At 32.8% G+C, this 15,295-nt stretch carries 15 protein-coding genes; 8 read left to right on the forward strand and 7 right to left on the reverse strand.

Annotated elements, in window-relative coordinates; genetic code table 11:
• Positions 1-17: 17 nt before the first annotated feature.
• Positions 18-320, reverse strand: a complete 303-nt coding sequence (locus tag NNH57_RS03205) for a GNAT family N-acetyltransferase (RefSeq protein WP_074410218.1) — start codon at positions 318-320, stop codon at positions 18-20.
• 306 nt (positions 321-626) lie between these two features.
• Between NNH57_RS03205 and NNH57_RS03210 the strand changes: the two genes are divergently transcribed.
• From NNH57_RS03210 to NNH57_RS03220, 3 genes are all read left to right on the forward strand, one after another.
• On the forward strand, positions 627-1,298 hold the full coding sequence (locus tag NNH57_RS03210; RefSeq protein WP_074410219.1) for an alpha/beta hydrolase: 672 nt from the start codon (positions 627-629) through the stop codon (positions 1,296-1,298).
• Positions 1,299-1,365: 67 nt separating this feature from the next.
• The gene (locus NNH57_RS03215) at positions 1,366-2,316 is read left to right on the forward strand and encodes a lytic transglycosylase domain-containing protein (RefSeq protein ID WP_074410135.1); all 951 of its coding nucleotides are present in this window, start codon (positions 1,366-1,368) and stop codon (positions 2,314-2,316) included.
• Positions 2,317-2,454: 138 nt separating this feature from the next.
• Positions 2,455-2,823 carry a sulfite exporter TauE/SafE family protein gene (locus tag NNH57_RS03220; protein WP_074410136.1) on the forward strand — a complete coding sequence of 123 codons (369 nt, stop codon included), beginning with the start codon at positions 2,455-2,457 and terminating at the stop codon, positions 2,821-2,823.
• A 7-nt stretch (positions 2,824-2,830) separates the two neighbouring features.
• Here NNH57_RS03220 and NNH57_RS03225 read toward each other — a convergent pair whose 3' ends face one another.
• The 3 genes from NNH57_RS03225 to NNH57_RS03235 all read right to left on the reverse strand — a co-directional run bounded on the left by NNH57_RS03225 (position 2,831) and on the right by NNH57_RS03235 (position 5,196).
• Positions 2,831-3,637, reverse strand: a complete 807-nt coding sequence (locus NNH57_RS03225) for a TlpA family protein disulfide reductase (protein ID WP_074410137.1) — start codon at positions 3,635-3,637, stop codon at positions 2,831-2,833.
• Positions 3,638-3,787: 150 nt separating this feature from the next.
• Positions 3,788-4,303 carry a hypothetical protein gene (locus NNH57_RS03230; protein WP_025664876.1) on the reverse strand — a complete coding sequence of 172 codons (516 nt, stop codon included), beginning with the start codon at positions 4,301-4,303 and terminating at the stop codon, positions 3,788-3,790.
• An 8-nt stretch (positions 4,304-4,311) separates the two neighbouring features.
• A complete protein-coding gene (locus NNH57_RS03235) occupies positions 4,312-5,196 on the reverse strand; it encodes a DUF6263 family protein (RefSeq protein ID WP_132066234.1) in 885 nt (294 codons plus the stop codon).
• A gap of 176 nt (positions 5,197-5,372) precedes the next feature.
• On the opposite strand from NNH57_RS03235, the gene rpmH reads away from it, so the two are divergent.
• Together rpmH and carB are read left to right on the forward strand one after the other, a co-directional pair.
• Positions 5,373-5,531 carry a 50S ribosomal protein L34 gene (gene rpmH, locus NNH57_RS03240; RefSeq protein WP_074410140.1) on the forward strand — a complete coding sequence of 53 codons (159 nt, stop codon included), beginning with the start codon at positions 5,373-5,375 and terminating at the stop codon, positions 5,529-5,531.
• Positions 5,532-5,631: 100 nt separating this feature from the next.
• Complete coding sequence (carB, locus tag NNH57_RS03245) at positions 5,632-8,484, forward strand: carbamoyl-phosphate synthase large subunit (protein WP_074410141.1); 2,853 nt, start codon at positions 5,632-5,634, stop codon at positions 8,482-8,484.
• An 81-nt stretch (positions 8,485-8,565) separates the two neighbouring features.
• On the opposite strand, the gene NNH57_RS03250 is transcribed toward carB, so the two are convergent.
• On the reverse strand, positions 8,566-10,818 hold the full coding sequence (locus tag NNH57_RS03250) for a TonB-dependent receptor (protein WP_108808678.1): 2,253 nt from the start codon (positions 10,816-10,818) through the stop codon (positions 8,566-8,568).
• A gap of 816 nt (positions 10,819-11,634) precedes the next feature.
• Between NNH57_RS03250 and NNH57_RS03255 the strand changes: the two genes are divergently transcribed.
• Positions 11,635-12,852 (forward strand): S8 family peptidase, encoded by a 1,218-nt coding sequence (locus NNH57_RS03255; RefSeq protein ID WP_108808679.1) that lies wholly within the window; start codon positions 11,635-11,637, stop codon positions 12,850-12,852.
• A gap of 79 nt (positions 12,853-12,931) precedes the next feature.
• On the opposite strand, the gene NNH57_RS03260 is transcribed toward NNH57_RS03255, so the two are convergent.
• The gene (locus NNH57_RS03260) at positions 12,932-13,312 is read right to left on the reverse strand and encodes a cytochrome c (protein ID WP_074410144.1); all 381 of its coding nucleotides are present in this window, start codon (positions 13,310-13,312) and stop codon (positions 12,932-12,934) included.
• Positions 13,313-13,659: 347 nt separating this feature from the next.
• Between NNH57_RS03260 and NNH57_RS03265 the strand changes: the two genes are divergently transcribed.
• Complete coding sequence (locus NNH57_RS03265) at positions 13,660-13,818, forward strand: bacteriocin (protein WP_108808681.1); 159 nt, start codon at positions 13,660-13,662, stop codon at positions 13,816-13,818.
• Positions 13,819-14,176: 358 nt separating this feature from the next.
• Positions 14,177-14,602, forward strand: a complete 426-nt coding sequence (locus tag NNH57_RS03270) for a lipocalin-like domain-containing protein (RefSeq protein ID WP_108808682.1) — start codon at positions 14,177-14,179, stop codon at positions 14,600-14,602.
• 134 nt (positions 14,603-14,736) lie between these two features.
• On the opposite strand, the gene NNH57_RS03275 is transcribed toward NNH57_RS03270, so the two are convergent.
• On the reverse strand, positions 14,737-15,279 hold the full coding sequence (locus NNH57_RS03275) for an acyl-CoA thioesterase (RefSeq protein ID WP_108808683.1): 543 nt from the start codon (positions 15,277-15,279) through the stop codon (positions 14,737-14,739).
• Between the last annotated feature and the right edge of the window lie 16 nt (positions 15,280-15,295).

Below are 15,295 nucleotides of genomic sequence, written 5' to 3' on the forward strand. Positions count from 1 at the left end.
TATACTAGAGTAGTGTACTATATATTTATTCCAACAGGAAGTAAATCTTTATATTTCCTTCGGTTTTTTCGCATAAATTTTGCAATAATAGGGCTAGTGGGTACTAATCTAATATTGCGTTCTTCAATTACATTAAATACTGCAATGATAAAATCTTGTTCGTAACCTTTTTCAAGATGTTCTTCATTCATGATAAGTTTAGTAAGAAATATTTTTCTTTCTTGTAGCGCGTATTCGATCTTTGCTTTTTGACCGTCAATTGTAGTTTCGAATTGTCTTAGAAATTCATTGTCGATAATTTCTAATTCAACAGCACTCATGTTCTCCATATTTTTTAAAATTATGAGGTATTTAATCAAATGTTTATAAGGAGTTAACCTTACTAATCATAACCATCTTATTAGAGAAGAATTTCTAGATACATGTATCTGAAATAAAGGTTGTTAACCTAATAAAAATAAGGTTTTACCTTGCTTCATCTAACTAAGATTAGTTAGTTCTAAAATTCCCTTTTGCAAAAATTTAACTCAATGTTTCCTTTTTTCTAACAAAGGAATACTATAATTTTGATACGCAAAGATAAGAAAATTAGAGTTTTAAATTTAATACCCACTGTTAAAATACCTATGTCGCAGGAAGTTAGCCATGTTTACTTTGTTCCAGGGATGGCAGCAGATGTTTCGATATTCGAATATATTAAGCTTCCCAAGGATAAATTTGTAACACAAACCCTACCTTGGAAAATCCCGAATAAGAATGAATCTATAGAAAATTATGCTAAACGCATGTGTGAAGAAATTGAGCATAAAAACTGTATTTTGATTGGTGTATCGTTTGGAGGTGTGATGGTGCAAGAGATGAGCAAGTATTTGAGTTTAAAGAAACTTGTCATTATTTCGAGTGTTAAAAGCAGATTCGAATTACCCAAGCGAATTAAGATTGCCAGAAAGACCAGGGCTTATAAATTGTTGCCAACGGCAATAGTTTCTAAAATTGATAATTGGGAAAAATTAGCTTTTGGTGATTTTGCAAAAAAACGTGCAGCGATGTATCAAAAATATTTATCTATAAATGATAAAAGGTATTTGGATTGGGCTATAGAAAACATGGTATGTTGGAATCAGGAAAAAACACCTGATGATCTTATTCATATTCATGGTAATAAAGACATCGTTTTTCCTATCGCAAATATAAAAAATTGTATAACAGTTGATGGGGGAACTCATGTTATGATTGTAAATAGAGCAAGGTGGTTTAATAAAAATTTACCCGAAATAATTAGTGATAACTTACGTTAATCTAACTTTTTACGCTATATTGTACAATAAATTTTATTCCCCAATAAAATCAAAATCTACTTAAGTAATGAAAACAATTAAGAAATTTTTAGTTCTTCTAGGTGTGCTGTTCACCTTCGGGATTTTAGTAAACGCTACACAAGACCATCAGCCAGAAAAGCCACTAGCTCAAGAAATTCTGGAAGAAAAATTAGTAAATGATTATAATGTATATGCTATTGCAATGCCAGATAATCTTAATTTTTCGGGAGAATTAGTCCCTATAGAAAATCCAGATATAAGAGAACGAATGGATAGAGAATTGTTGGTTAACACCTACTGGCAATCTAATGGTTTACTTCTTTTTAAGAGAGCTAATAAGTATTTCCCTATTATAGAACCGATTCTTAAAGAGCAGGGTGTTCCTGATGATTTTAAATACCTGGCAGTAATAGAAAGTAGTTTAACTCAGGCAGTATCTCCTGCAAGAGCAACAGGTTTTTGGCAGATATTAAAAGGTACAGCTAAAGAATATGGACTAGAGGTAAACGAAAATGTAGATGAGCGTTATCATATTGAAAAATCTACAGAAGTAGCTTGTAGATATCTTAAAAGTGCAAAAGAAAAATTTGGCTCCTGGACTTTGGCAGCAGCAGCATATAATGCGGGTAGAGCAGGGGTTAATAGAAGGTTAGAAAAACAAAAGGTGGCTTCGTACTATGATCTTTTGTTAGGAGAAGAGACGGGAAGATATGTGTTTAGAATTGTAGCAGTAAAAGAAATATTGAGCAACCCAAAGAAATATGGTTTTAACTTTAGTGATGAAGATTTGTATACTCATATTCCTACATTTAATGTTCTGGTAGATGAACCTATTACAGATTTTACTGACTTTGCTGAGCAATATGATATCAATTATAAGATTCTAAAACTACATAATCCCTGGCTTAGAGAAGCCCGTTTAAATAATCATTCTGGTAAAGAATACCTTATAAAAATACCAAGAGAAGGATATTATAAAACGACAACCGGGCAATAAAAATTTGAGATTTTTTATTAAGTTAGCTAGCGACTTGTTTTAAAGTAGTTTCAGCTCATATTTGAAACTGCTTTTAATAAGAGAATGTTGTGTAGTTACACGTTCTTAGTTACCAGGTGATTACTAAAATTTAAATGTGTGAATACTTCAGTACTTATTTCGTTAATCTTAATTGGATTATTAGCAGGGTTTTTTAGTGGTACATTAGGGATAGGAGGAAGTGTAATTATGATCCCCCTTTTGATTTTGTGGGTAAATTTTTCTCAACACGAAGCACAAGGAACCAGTCTTGCAGTATTGGCAGTTCCTGTAACCTTATTAGCGGCATATAATTATTATCAGGAAGGGTTTGTAAATTGGAAATATGCAATTATAATAGCCGTAACCTTTATTATTGGGGGATATTTGGGAAGCAAACTGGCAATTTCTATAAACCAGGCATTACTAAAAAAAATCTTTGGAGGTGTATTATTACTAGTAGCCTTAAAAATGATAATGGGTAAATAGATAGTTATTAATTATCCTTTTTGTTACTTATAGAATCTCGCTCTCGCTTATATCTTTCGTATTCTTCGTCAATATTTCGTTCCTCATCTGTACGTCCGTCTTCATTTTCTTTTGCCTCAGCTTCAGCATTATTTATTTCAGTATTTAAATCCAGATCAGCAATTAAAAGAGAAACGCCTTTGGATAACGAATTAAAGTGAATGTTGTATGAGTTACTTAGTGTTTCACTAGAGTGATGAGTAACAATTTTTCTAATATCTAATATTTTTTTATTTCCATCCATAAAATACATCATAGGAAAACCTAATGCATGCTTTAGTTTATTGATAATATATGAATCTTGATTGGTCTTTTCATCAATATGAACTAAATGAATGTTACTATTGTATTCTTTTACTTTTTCTTTTAATTTTTCTTTATTATCCCAGAAGAGTACTACAAAATCAATCTGATCATGAAATCTATCGGCTAAATCATTTAGTGCAGGAATTTCTCCAACACCAGGAACACACCAGGAAGCATATGTAATAAGAAAAATTGGTTTTTCGTAATCTCTTAAAAGAATAGGGTCTCCTTTTAGTGGATATACATTAAAGTTATCCATATAGGTTCCGCTAAGGTGGTTGGTTACCAGGGAGTCAAATAAGAATTCTGCACGTTCTAAATCTTTATCTTTATATGCAAGATCAATTTTTTGATTATATTTTACGATATGTGCCGAAATAGCAACCGAAAATGGTATTTGTCTTTCTTCTTGAGCAAAGGAATTGCTAAAATATAAAGAGAGTATTCCTAATACTAATAATTTCTTCATTATAAATAGATTACGGTAGCTAATGTAATATAATGCCATCAAAAAAAACATTTTTTAGATGTAAAAATTTTGATGTTCACTTAATTAAAAAACGTTCTAAAGATTGTATTAAACTATCATTAAACGTAATTTTCTATACAATTAGTATGCCTAAATTTTCTTCATTTGCTGTTTCATCATAGTGATCTGATCCTTAAGCATGTTGTGTTTATCTAATTTTTTGGCTTCTGTAAGCAACATTTGAGCTTCTCTTTTACGACGTTTTGTCATTGCAATACCGGCAAGATTTAATTTTGCCACGGCAAGATCTTGATTCATCGATAATCCCAGTTTTATAGCCTTTTTAAGGTGTTTTTCGGCTTGTGTGATGTTGGTCTGAGATAGCATAATACCAAGAAGGTAATTGTAATATCCTTGTTGTTTTGTGGTAAGAGCGCTTTCTGGGTTTTTGATTTTGTCTAACCATTTTCTGGCACCATCAAAATCTTGTTTACGTAACCTTAAGAAAGCCAGGAGGATTAATTCGTTTTTAAAATATAAAAAGACGAAAATTGCAGCTAATAAAATAAGCATAATTCCATTACCTACATATCCTTCTACTATCTGCCATATTGCTACTCCGGTAACGATTGCTGCGATTACTAATTTTATATTTTTATTGTACATTTTTGACCTTATTTTATTGTTTTGTAGTTATTTTTAAATTTTATTGATGTCGGTATTTTGGTATCTGGCATAGTAGAAATTAATGTATTTCCATTACATATACCTTCTGAGCTTCCTTCTAGCATAAGCCCCGTTTTATTATTAACTGTGATCCTTGCTTTTTGAGAACCCGATACTATTATAGTAGCGCTAGCATTCGTATTTTCCATTTCTATTTCTGATGTACCTGCAATTATAGCACTCTCATCCATAATTGAAGCAATATTCCATTTATTTTTGCTTTTCATTTTACCGGTATACTCATTTTCCCAATTATCACCCACAATAGCATTATTATCCCCATAGATATACGTCATTTGCTCAAAATTACCTAATAATTGGTTGTCTCCCCATTGTTGATCCAAACTAATGCGAACTTGTTTTATAGCATTAGGATCTGTGATACCAGCGTTTTTAATCATATTATCGATAAGGACTTCTGTTCCTTCTAAGGCATTAATCTTACCATTTTTTTGCATTACCATGGTAACAGGAGAATTGATAAGCCCTTGAAAAATACGCCCTTGTACATCTGTAGAATCTGGCGTTATAGAAGTATCCATATCCATAAGAACCCCTAGAGAAGGAGAACTTGTTTTCATTTTTAATGTTTGATATTTCATTTCTATATAAAACAAGCTGTTTTCTACTTTTGTCACTATAAAAGACATCTCTGCACTAATATCATTTGTGATTATTTGTTGCCCTCCAGAAATATCTTGCGTAATTATTTGTTCAGAATCCTGACGAATTGCAAAAGAATCTCCAACATTAAAATTATATTGCAAAGTAGTTTGCGAAAAACCAGTAATCGACAGTATTGATACTAGTATAAAAAGGATTGGTTTTTTCATAAAAACAGGATTGCGATTTTCTTGTGCAAAGAAACTAATTTTTTTGGATAAAAAATATTTGATATTTACGTTTGTCAAAGTAAAAACTCTTTGTATATTTGCCCGCAGTTTTGGGAAGAAATTCTCATAAAAGATCGAATTAGATATTTCAAGAAGATTTATAAAGATATATAGCAATGAAAAGAACGTTTCAACCATCGAAGAGAAAGAGAAAAAACAAACACGGTTTCAGAGAGCGTATGGCTTCTGCAAATGGTAGAAAGGTGTTGGCTCGTAGAAGAGCAAAAGGAAGAAAGAAGATATCTGTTTCGTCTGAACTAAGACATAAGCACTAATGATAACGTTCATTAAAAATATTGAAGGTGTTACTTTATGGGTAACGCCTTTTTTTATATCTAATACATAATTTTATAGGAAAAGCAATACTGTTATTACATGCCAAAAAGAGAAAAACTAAAGAGTATACTTATTATAGGGTCGGGACCAATTGTTATTGGTCAAGCGTGTGAGTTTGATTATTCTGGAACACAAGCCCTACGTTCTTTAAGAGAAGATGGGATAGAAACGATTCTGATCAATTCGAATCCAGCTACAATTATGACAGATCCTTCTATGGCTGATCATATATACCTTAAACCATTAAATACAAAATCAATAATAGGGATTCTAAAAGAACACCCCCAGATTGATGCTGTACTACCTACAATGGGAGGACAAACTGCGCTTAACCTTTGTATAGAAGCAGATGAAAAAGGAATATGGAAAGATTTTGATGTAGAGATCATAGGAGTAGATATTGATGCTATAAATATTACTGAAGATAGAGAGCAATTTAGAGAACTAATGCTTTCTATTGGGATTCCGATGGCTCCTCAGGCAACTGCCAATTCTTACTTAAAAGGAAAAGAGATCGCCCAGGAATTTGGATTTCCTCTTGTTATTAGAGCATCATATACACTTGGTGGTGCAGGGGCATCTTTTGTTTATAAAGAAGAAGACTTTGATACGTTACTTACTCGTGGGCTAGAAGTTTCTCCGATTCACGAAGTGATGATCGATAAAGCTCTGATCGGGTGGAAAGAATATGAATTAGAATTGTTAAGAGATAATAATGACAATGTCGTTATTATTTGTACAATAGAGAATATGGACCCTATGGGAATCCATACCGGAGATTCGATTACGGTTGCTCCGGCAATGACGTTAAGTGATAAAACTTTTCAGCGTATGCGTGATATGGCAATCCATATGATGCGTAGTATTGGGGATTTTGCAGGAGGATGTAATGTACAGTTCGCGGTAAGTCCCGATGAAAAAGAAGATATTATTGCTATCGAGATTAACCCTAGAGTTTCTCGTTCTTCTGCATTAGCATCAAAAGCAACAGGGTATCCGATTGCAAAAATAGCAGCAAAACTGGCTATTGGATATAACCTGGATGAATTAGATAACCAGATTACCAAATCTACTTCGGCTTTATTCGAACCTACATTAGATTATGTAATTGTAAAAATACCACGATGGAATTTTGATAAGTTCGAAGGGTCTGATCGTACATTAGGACTTCAGATGAAATCTGTTGGAGAAGTAATGGCAATCGGTAGATCGTTTCAGGAAGCATTGCATAAAGCAACTCAGTCTTTAGAAATTAAAAGAAACGGACTTGGTGCCGATGGAAAAGGGTATAAAGACTATGATCAAATTATAGATAAACTTACCTATGCCAGCTGGGATCGTGTATTTGTAATCTATGATGCTATCCAAATGGGAATCCCATTAAGCAGAATACACGAAATCACAAAAATAGATATGTGGTTCCTAAAACAATATGAGGAATTATATAATCTTGAAAAAGAAATTTCAACATATACCATTCAATCCCTTACCAAAGAATTAATACTAGAAGCAAAACAAAAAGGTTTTGCAGATAGACAGATAGCTCATATGGTAGGGTGTTATGAAAGTGAAGTATACAATAAGAGAGATGAATTAGGGATAAAAAGAGTGTATAAATTAGTAGACACATGTGCTGCGGAATTTAAAGCTAAAACCCCTTATTTTTATTCTACTTTTGAAGCAGAAATAGAAACACCAGAAGGAGAAATATCGGTTTCTAATGAGAGTGTCGTTAGTGATAAAAAGAAAATTGTTGTTTTAGGTTCGGGGCCTAACAGGATCGGACAAGGGATAGAATTTGATTATTGTTGTGTGCATGGTGTTTTGGCATCTGCAGAGTGTGGATATGAAACGATAATGATCAATTGTAATCCAGAAACTGTATCTACCGATTTTGATACTGCCGACAAACTATATTTTGAACCTGTATTTTGGGAACATATTTATGATATTATTAGGCATGAGAAACCCGAAGGAGTAATTGTTCAACTTGGTGGTCAAACAGCATTAAAACTTGCTGAAAAATTAGATCGCTACGGAATTAAGATTATAGGAACAAGTTACCAATCACTTGACCTTGCAGAAGATAGAGGGCATTTCTCTAAATTATTACAGGAAAACAATATTCCATATCCCGAGTTTGATATTGCAGAAACTGCAGATCAAGCACTTGAAGTGGCAGATCGTTTGGATTTTCCAATTTTGGTGAGACCATCTTATGTATTAGGAGGGCAAGGAATGAAGATCGTAATCAATAAGCAGGAATTAGAAGAGCATGTTGTCGACTTGTTACGCAAAATCCCTAATAATAAATTACTATTAGACCACTATCTGGATGGTGCGATCGAAGCAGAAGCAGATGCAATATGTGATGGTGAAAATGTATACATCATAGGAATTATGGAGCATATAGAGCCGTGTGGAATTCACTCAGGAGATTCTAATGCTACTTTACCTCCATTTAATTTGGGAGAATTTGTAATGCAACAGATTAAAGATCATACACATAAGATTGCTCTGGCTTTAAATACCGTGGGATTAATAAATATTCAGTTTGCTATCAAAGATGATACAGTATATATCATTGAAGCAAATCCAAGAGCTTCGAGAACAGTACCTTTTATTGCTAAAGCATACGGAGAACCTTATGTAAATTATGCAACCAAAGTGATGCTGGGAGAAAAGAAAGTGACAGATTTTGATTTTAAACCCCACTTAGATGGATATGCCATTAAGCAACCCGTATTCTCTTTCAATAAATTCCCTAATGTTAATAAGAAATTAGGTCCAGAAATGAAAAGTACAGGAGAGAGTATTTTGTTTATTGATGATCTTAAAGATGACCAATTTTATGATCTATATTCGAGACGTAAAATGTATTTGAGTAAATAATATTTTATATATAGAATTTATAATAAACCAGATTGTATATCTACAATCTGGTTTTTTTATTTTTTGTAATATGAAAAATAATTAGTCTAATTTGTATCTTAAACCAATAAATAAACGTCTACCTTGATTTGGTGCATAAATGTATGTTGGGTCAAAAGATAATCCGTAAGGATTGTCTGCTGTAGGAATAACATTACCACTAGTGTCAAAAACCACATTTTCATCAAAAGGATCATTGGCTCTTGCTATGATAAAAGGATTACCTTTATTTGGTGTCCAGTTCAACAAGTTTTTTACTCCACCGTATACTTCAAAATTTTTCAAACCATCATAGGTTAGTTGAATATTCTGGATACTCCAAACTTGAGATTCATCTTTTCTGGGATCTAATTCACCCAAAACCGGTAAACGCATTGGACCATATAGATTTCCTGTGTAATCAATAGTAAAATTATAATTGAAGTTTTTATAAGAAATAGTCCAGGTACCCGAATATTTTTCGGTAAGTACTTGTTGTTGTTTTACACCATTTTCTTTTTGAGACACATCTTGAATTGTAAACCCAGCCAGTGCTTTAAAATTACTAGACAGAACAGCATCTAAATTAATACTTAACCCCATACTTGTAGCAGAACCATCTAAATTATCATAAATAACTTGATTTGGATTGGTATCATAATCGGGTAAGATTGCATTAGTAAAATAAGTATACCAGGTAGAAGCATCGATACCAATAATCATACTGTTTTTGGTGTATAATTTTCTCAAATAATTTACATTAATATTATAAGATTTTTCGGGCTTTAGTTCTTCTTCTATGATTACATCCCGAGAGCCTGTTAAAGCGGCATGTTCCTCAGCAAATAGATTTACAACTCTAAAGCCTGTTCCTGCGTTTAGCCTAAAAATGTCGTGTTCTGTGGGTTTAAATTTGTATGCTAATCTTGGAGTAAAAATATTACCGTGCCTTTTGTCATAGTCATATCTTGCTCCAAGTAATAGTTTATGTTTTTCGCTTATCGTTATTTCGTCTTGTGCAAAAAAGGAAGGAATTACAATTTTGTCTGAGTTTTCTGTAATTGGAGTATTGTCATCATAATAATTGTAACGCATTGCTGTACCAAAAAGAAGATCGTGATTTTGTTTAGATATATCCCAGGTTAATTGCCCAAAACCAATACGCTGTTTTGCTAGGTAAAAAGTATCTCCATATGCAGAATTTTGATCGTGATCAGAGTATGAAAACTGAAACATCATATTTTCTTTTATCGGTAATTGATATTTGCCAATTACCTCGTAACGTGTTGTATATATACTTTCACCATATATGTCTTTACCACCTCTGAATTCTGGATTCCATTGCATTTCCCCGCCCCAACGATCTTCATAAAAGAAACGTCCGGCTACCGAAAATACACGATTTTCTTTTCGGGAAAAATCCCATTTTTGAAAAACAGAAATTCTATCTTGCAAAGTAACATCCGTAAAATTATCATTGTTATTATCAATGGGATTAGAGTAATTAAAGTAATTAGCTCCAAGAAGCATATTAGATTTTTTACCAATTTTAGCCTTAAATCCTAAATCAAAATTTGCTTCTCCCCAATCTGTTACATAACTATCAGCAAAAAATAGGGGAGCGTTTTCTGGTAATTTTGTAATTACATTAATTAACCCACCAACAGCTTCACTACCGTACAAAGATGAAGCGGGACCTTTAACTATTTCAACTTGCTCAATTAAGGAGTTTGGTATTCCAGAGAGCCCGTAAACCGTTGATAAACCACTTACGATAGGCATACCATCAATTAAAACCAAAGTATAAGGGCCTTCTAGACCATTTATATGAATATCGCCAGTGTTACATACGCTACAATTAATTTGTGGCCGTACACCATTTACATTTTGTAAAGCTTCAAAAATATTAGGAGCGGGATTCTTTTTTAAGAAGGTTGGGGAATATACTTCTACAGGAACGGGACTTTCAAGTCTTTTTACAGGCTTTAAGGTTCCGGTTATTACAATCTCATCAAGAAGTTCAACCTCTTCGAGATTGATGTTAATTGTTATGTTCTTTCCGTGTAAAGAGATTTGTTTTTGATATGTTTTAAACCCAGTAAAAGATGCTACCAGAACATAATTACCTTCAGGGATATTTTCAATTATAAAATTTCCGTTTTCCTGACTTACAGTACCTATTTTTGTGCCTTTTAAATATATATTCACAAAAGGTAAGGATTCGTTGTTTGTTGTTACTTTTCCCGAAATATCAAATGTATTGTTGGCACGTAAAATACTGGATCCTAATAGTAGAAGGATAAATATGTGTTTCATTTTTTGAACAGTTGAATTATGGGGTAAATATTTTATTTTAATTAAATCTAAATAATGATAATTGTCATGATTTAGATTAAAATCTTAGGTGTTAATACATTATAAAGGAAAGAATAGCAAAATATAGTAAGAGTTGCATTAGGAAGAAGAAGGAGTAGAGGATTTATAGATGAAAATTCTGAAGAGATTGATTTTTAGTGATATAATTATCCCTAAAAATTAGGGAAAGCTATGGTCTGATATCTGGCAATAGCTTATTTATTAAATACCATCTACTAACTAAATTCTAATGTATGAGTATGAGTTTTGAAATGTAAGGTTTTACTGTTTTATATCTCTTTCGATTATATAAAAAGTATCTTTTTTGTTAGAATTTTGGAAAAAACGCACATTTTGATCTAAAAAACATAAGTTTTTTGATAAGAATATTATAGAAATATTACGAATCACTACCGAATAAGATTCGTAGATTTGTTAATTTAAGGTTAATAATGTGTTAAATATAGTTAAACTATCTTTAATTCCTTTAGGTTTTTGATGTCGTTTTTCTGTTGAAATTTCCCCAAAATTAGCCATGCCTATTTTTAGTTTAATCCCTTGATTTTCAATAATGCAACAGTGTTGCATTATTGAAAATCAAGGGATTGTTTATTTAGATTAAAGTTAAATAAATGAAATGTAACTGTTTGTATATTACGTGTTTGCCGTATTTGTTTATTTGAATTTATCTCTACTTTTGAACAACAAATTTTAATGAGAGCTCAACTTTTAATTTAAACTTAGAATCAAACGTTTAACACAAAAATTCAAACAATAATGAAAACTCAACTGAGAATTTTAAGTATGCTAACAGTCTTTTCTTTCGTCTTTTATAGTTGCGAAAAAGACGCCGATGGGGTTACCGATATAGAAACGGGAATAGAGACTACAGAAACAGTAGGAGCAGAACAGGCGATACCTGGAGAATATATCATAATTTATAAAGAAGATAAATCTCTCTCTGGTAAAAGCGCTGGTATGAAAGCTAAATCGCAGCAAACGTTATCCAAATATGCAATAGCAGAGGATAAGATAAAACAAACCTATAGCAGTGCTATCCAAGGTTTTCATGTAGAAAACTTATCAGAAGAGCAGGTAAAAATGCTTAAAAATGATCCTGAAGTTGCATTTATCCAGCCTAATTATATAAGAACACTGGATGTTGAAATGGGAACACCAGTTAAGGCCCTTCCAGCGACTGTGCATAATAAAGCAGCGAACAAAGGTTCTTGGTTACCTAGCGGAGACTTTTTACCATGGGGTATAAATAGAGTAGGTAGAGCAAATGGTGCTGGTAGAACTTGCTGGATTATTGATAGTGGAATCTCACCTCATAGTGATTTAAATATCGATACTAACCGAAGCAGAAGTTTTGTTGGTGGATCATGGCAAGATCAAAACGGACACGGAACTCATGTAGCAGGAACTGTTGCTGCAAAAAATAATGGTTCTGGAGTTATTGGTGTAGCTTATGGTGCTACAGTTGTTTCTGTGAGAGTTTTAAATGCACAAGGTAGTGGTAGTGATGCAGCTATACTTGGAGGTGTAGATTATGTTGCCAGAAATGCCAGAAATGGCGATACCTGGAATTACAGTATAGGGTATAGAAATCGTCATACTGATGCAGCTACAGATAATGCATTTAGAAATCTGGAAAGAACAACTTACGGGGCTATGGCTGCGGGTAATAGTAATGATGATACACAGTATTATTCACCACAAAGATTACGAACTAGAAACTCTTGGAATGTTGGTAACATGCAAAATGGTGATCGTCCTGCAGGATCTTCTAATTACGGAAGAAGTGTAGATCGTTGGGCTCCAGGTACCCAAGTATGGTCTACATGGTTAAACGGACAATTTAATAGAATCTCTGGTACTTCTATGGCGTCACCACATGTGGCGGGAATATTATTACTAAGAGGTAACAGTACAGGAACAGATGGTTCTGTAAGTAAAGGTGGCCACTCGGCTCCTATAGCTACCACAAATTAATACGGTAGTTTCATATTTTGAGTATGTATTAGAGAGGCTGGGTGATTCCAGCCTCTTTTTTTTAAGTAAAATTATAATGTTATTTTTCTAAAAAACCATCAGCTTCCCAATCCAAAATAATATCTATTGTTGCTTGTGGTAACCTGCCTTCTGGAGGCATTACATTAGTTCCTGTTGATTTAACTAAAAGAACAAGATCTCTATTTACTCCAACTATAGTTTCGGTATAATTACGCATAGGAAAAGGAGCTCCGTTTTGAGCAGGAACGGTATGGCAACGTACACATTGAGCATCTATAATAGTCTTTACATCTGCATCGTATGTTGTTATTTTATTAGGGTTAGGGTTTGTATCGGGATCGGGATCCGGATTAGGTTGTGGGCTATCATCACCACTACTACAATTAAAGCAAAGTATGGCTATAAGTAGCATTAGAATTTTTTTGAATATACTTTCCATAACGGGGTTTTTATACGAAATATACAAAGATTTTGCTAATAGATGGTATAACGTAGTCATCTCGATTTAAGTATGGAGAGATGAAAACCTGCATTTTTAAATACATTCGATAACTTTCTCACTTAAGAAAGTGTTTAGTTTTTCTAGTAAGGTCAAATAAAACTATTAATCTATCAGGTAGCATTTTTTGATTCTGAAGCTGTCTTTTTACTACCATTACCACTTTTAAGTATTAGAAAATGTCCAGTTGTATACATTCGGTCTGATTCCTTGATCAAGTAATGTGTTTTGTTTTTTGAATTGATGTTCTTTGATCGAAATAATAATATATAATAAACTTTTATAGTATGAAAAAACTAAATTTCAAAAAAATCGATAATCAAGAATTACGATCAATTACCGGAGGATCCAGAAGAAGAGTAAGAAGAGTGGGTGTGGCACTGAGAAGAAGAAGAAGTAGTGGATATGCTGATGAAAATACAGAGGATTACTCAGATGAATATTAACATTAAATAGTAAGAAATGAAACAATTGCAAAGATTAAAAGTAAACAAATTACCAGAGCAGAGCTTTCTATAATTGGTGCAGGAATGGGAGTTAGTTTAGCTGGCGTAGCCTATTCATGCAGCTGTTAAAGGTAGTTGGACATGAAATTATGATTGTCAGGAAAGTGCAGATGCTTCTGTAAAAAGAAACTGTTCTAGTGGTAAAGAAGACTGTAAAACAAGATAAAGTAGATTAAATCATCTTTATTACCTATTTGCAATGTGAAAGTGAGCTTATCTGTATTTGTTTGAAAATCAAGAGTTTTATAGCTTAGATGAGCTCACTTAAATATGAATCTCATACAAAGAATGCTTAATTATGAAAAAGTATTGTTTACTTAGTTTTATTATTATGGGAATAGTGATGATTTCCTGTAATAATGACGATGATAAAGAAAATGAAAATCCATCATTAGCATCTGTTTTAGTGGGTAAATGGGGACAAACCTCGTTTAGACAGAATGGAGAGCTTATGAATATTACTGATTGTGAAAAAAGATCGACTATAGAATTCACTTCAACCTTGTATACAGAAATTGGATATGCACCTGTAAATACAGATTGTCAGGTTGATTTTGAAATCACAGGAACCTGGACAGAAGAGGGAGATAAGTTAACTCTTAATTATGTTTTTGAAGGAGAAACAACCATCGATATTACAACGTTTATGATTACAGATAATGTATTAACTATAACGTATAACGATGAAGGAGCTATAACAACATTTGATTATAAGAAATTGTAACATACTTATATTTTGATATCGTTATAATCGATAAAACATAACAAAAGATTAAGAACAGCCATGCATAAATTGGCTGTTTTTTTATGGACAAAGGGCATGCAATAAAATTTTAGATACTAATGTTTCGGTTGTAATTATAAATCGATCTTTACATTGTATTGGTCAAGGATTTCGAAATGGGATTCGGGGTCAAATTCTGAGTCTTTGAAACGATTACGCCTTGTAACGGCATCTTCTTTGCGTATAATACTTCTTACAAAACGACGTATCGAAGTTTTGTTTTCTAAGATCAATCCGGGTATAGGCACACTTTTGCCTTTGTCATTTTTGGCCACCATAGTAAAATAACTAGAGTTGCAATGTTTTACTTTACTGGTCTGTATGTTTTCTGCTTCGACTCGTACTCCTACTACCATAGAAGTATTACCCACATGATTTACTGATGCTTTAAGCGTTACAAGTTCACCAACTTCGATAGGTTTTAAAAAATCTACTTTATCTACACTAGCAGTAACACAATAGGTTTCTGAGTGTTTAGAAGCACATGCAAAAGCAATTTGATCCATCAAAGACAAGATATAACCACCATGTATTTTTCCACTAAAATTAGAATGAGAGGGAAGCATGAGTTCTGAAATGATTACCCTGGATTCGGTATTGGTTTTGTACTTTTTCATTCTATTATTCGTTTAG

This window comes from Aquimarina spinulae, assembly GCF_943373825.1.
Classification (GTDB): Bacteria; Bacteroidota; Bacteroidia; order Flavobacteriales; family Flavobacteriaceae; genus Aquimarina; species Aquimarina spinulae.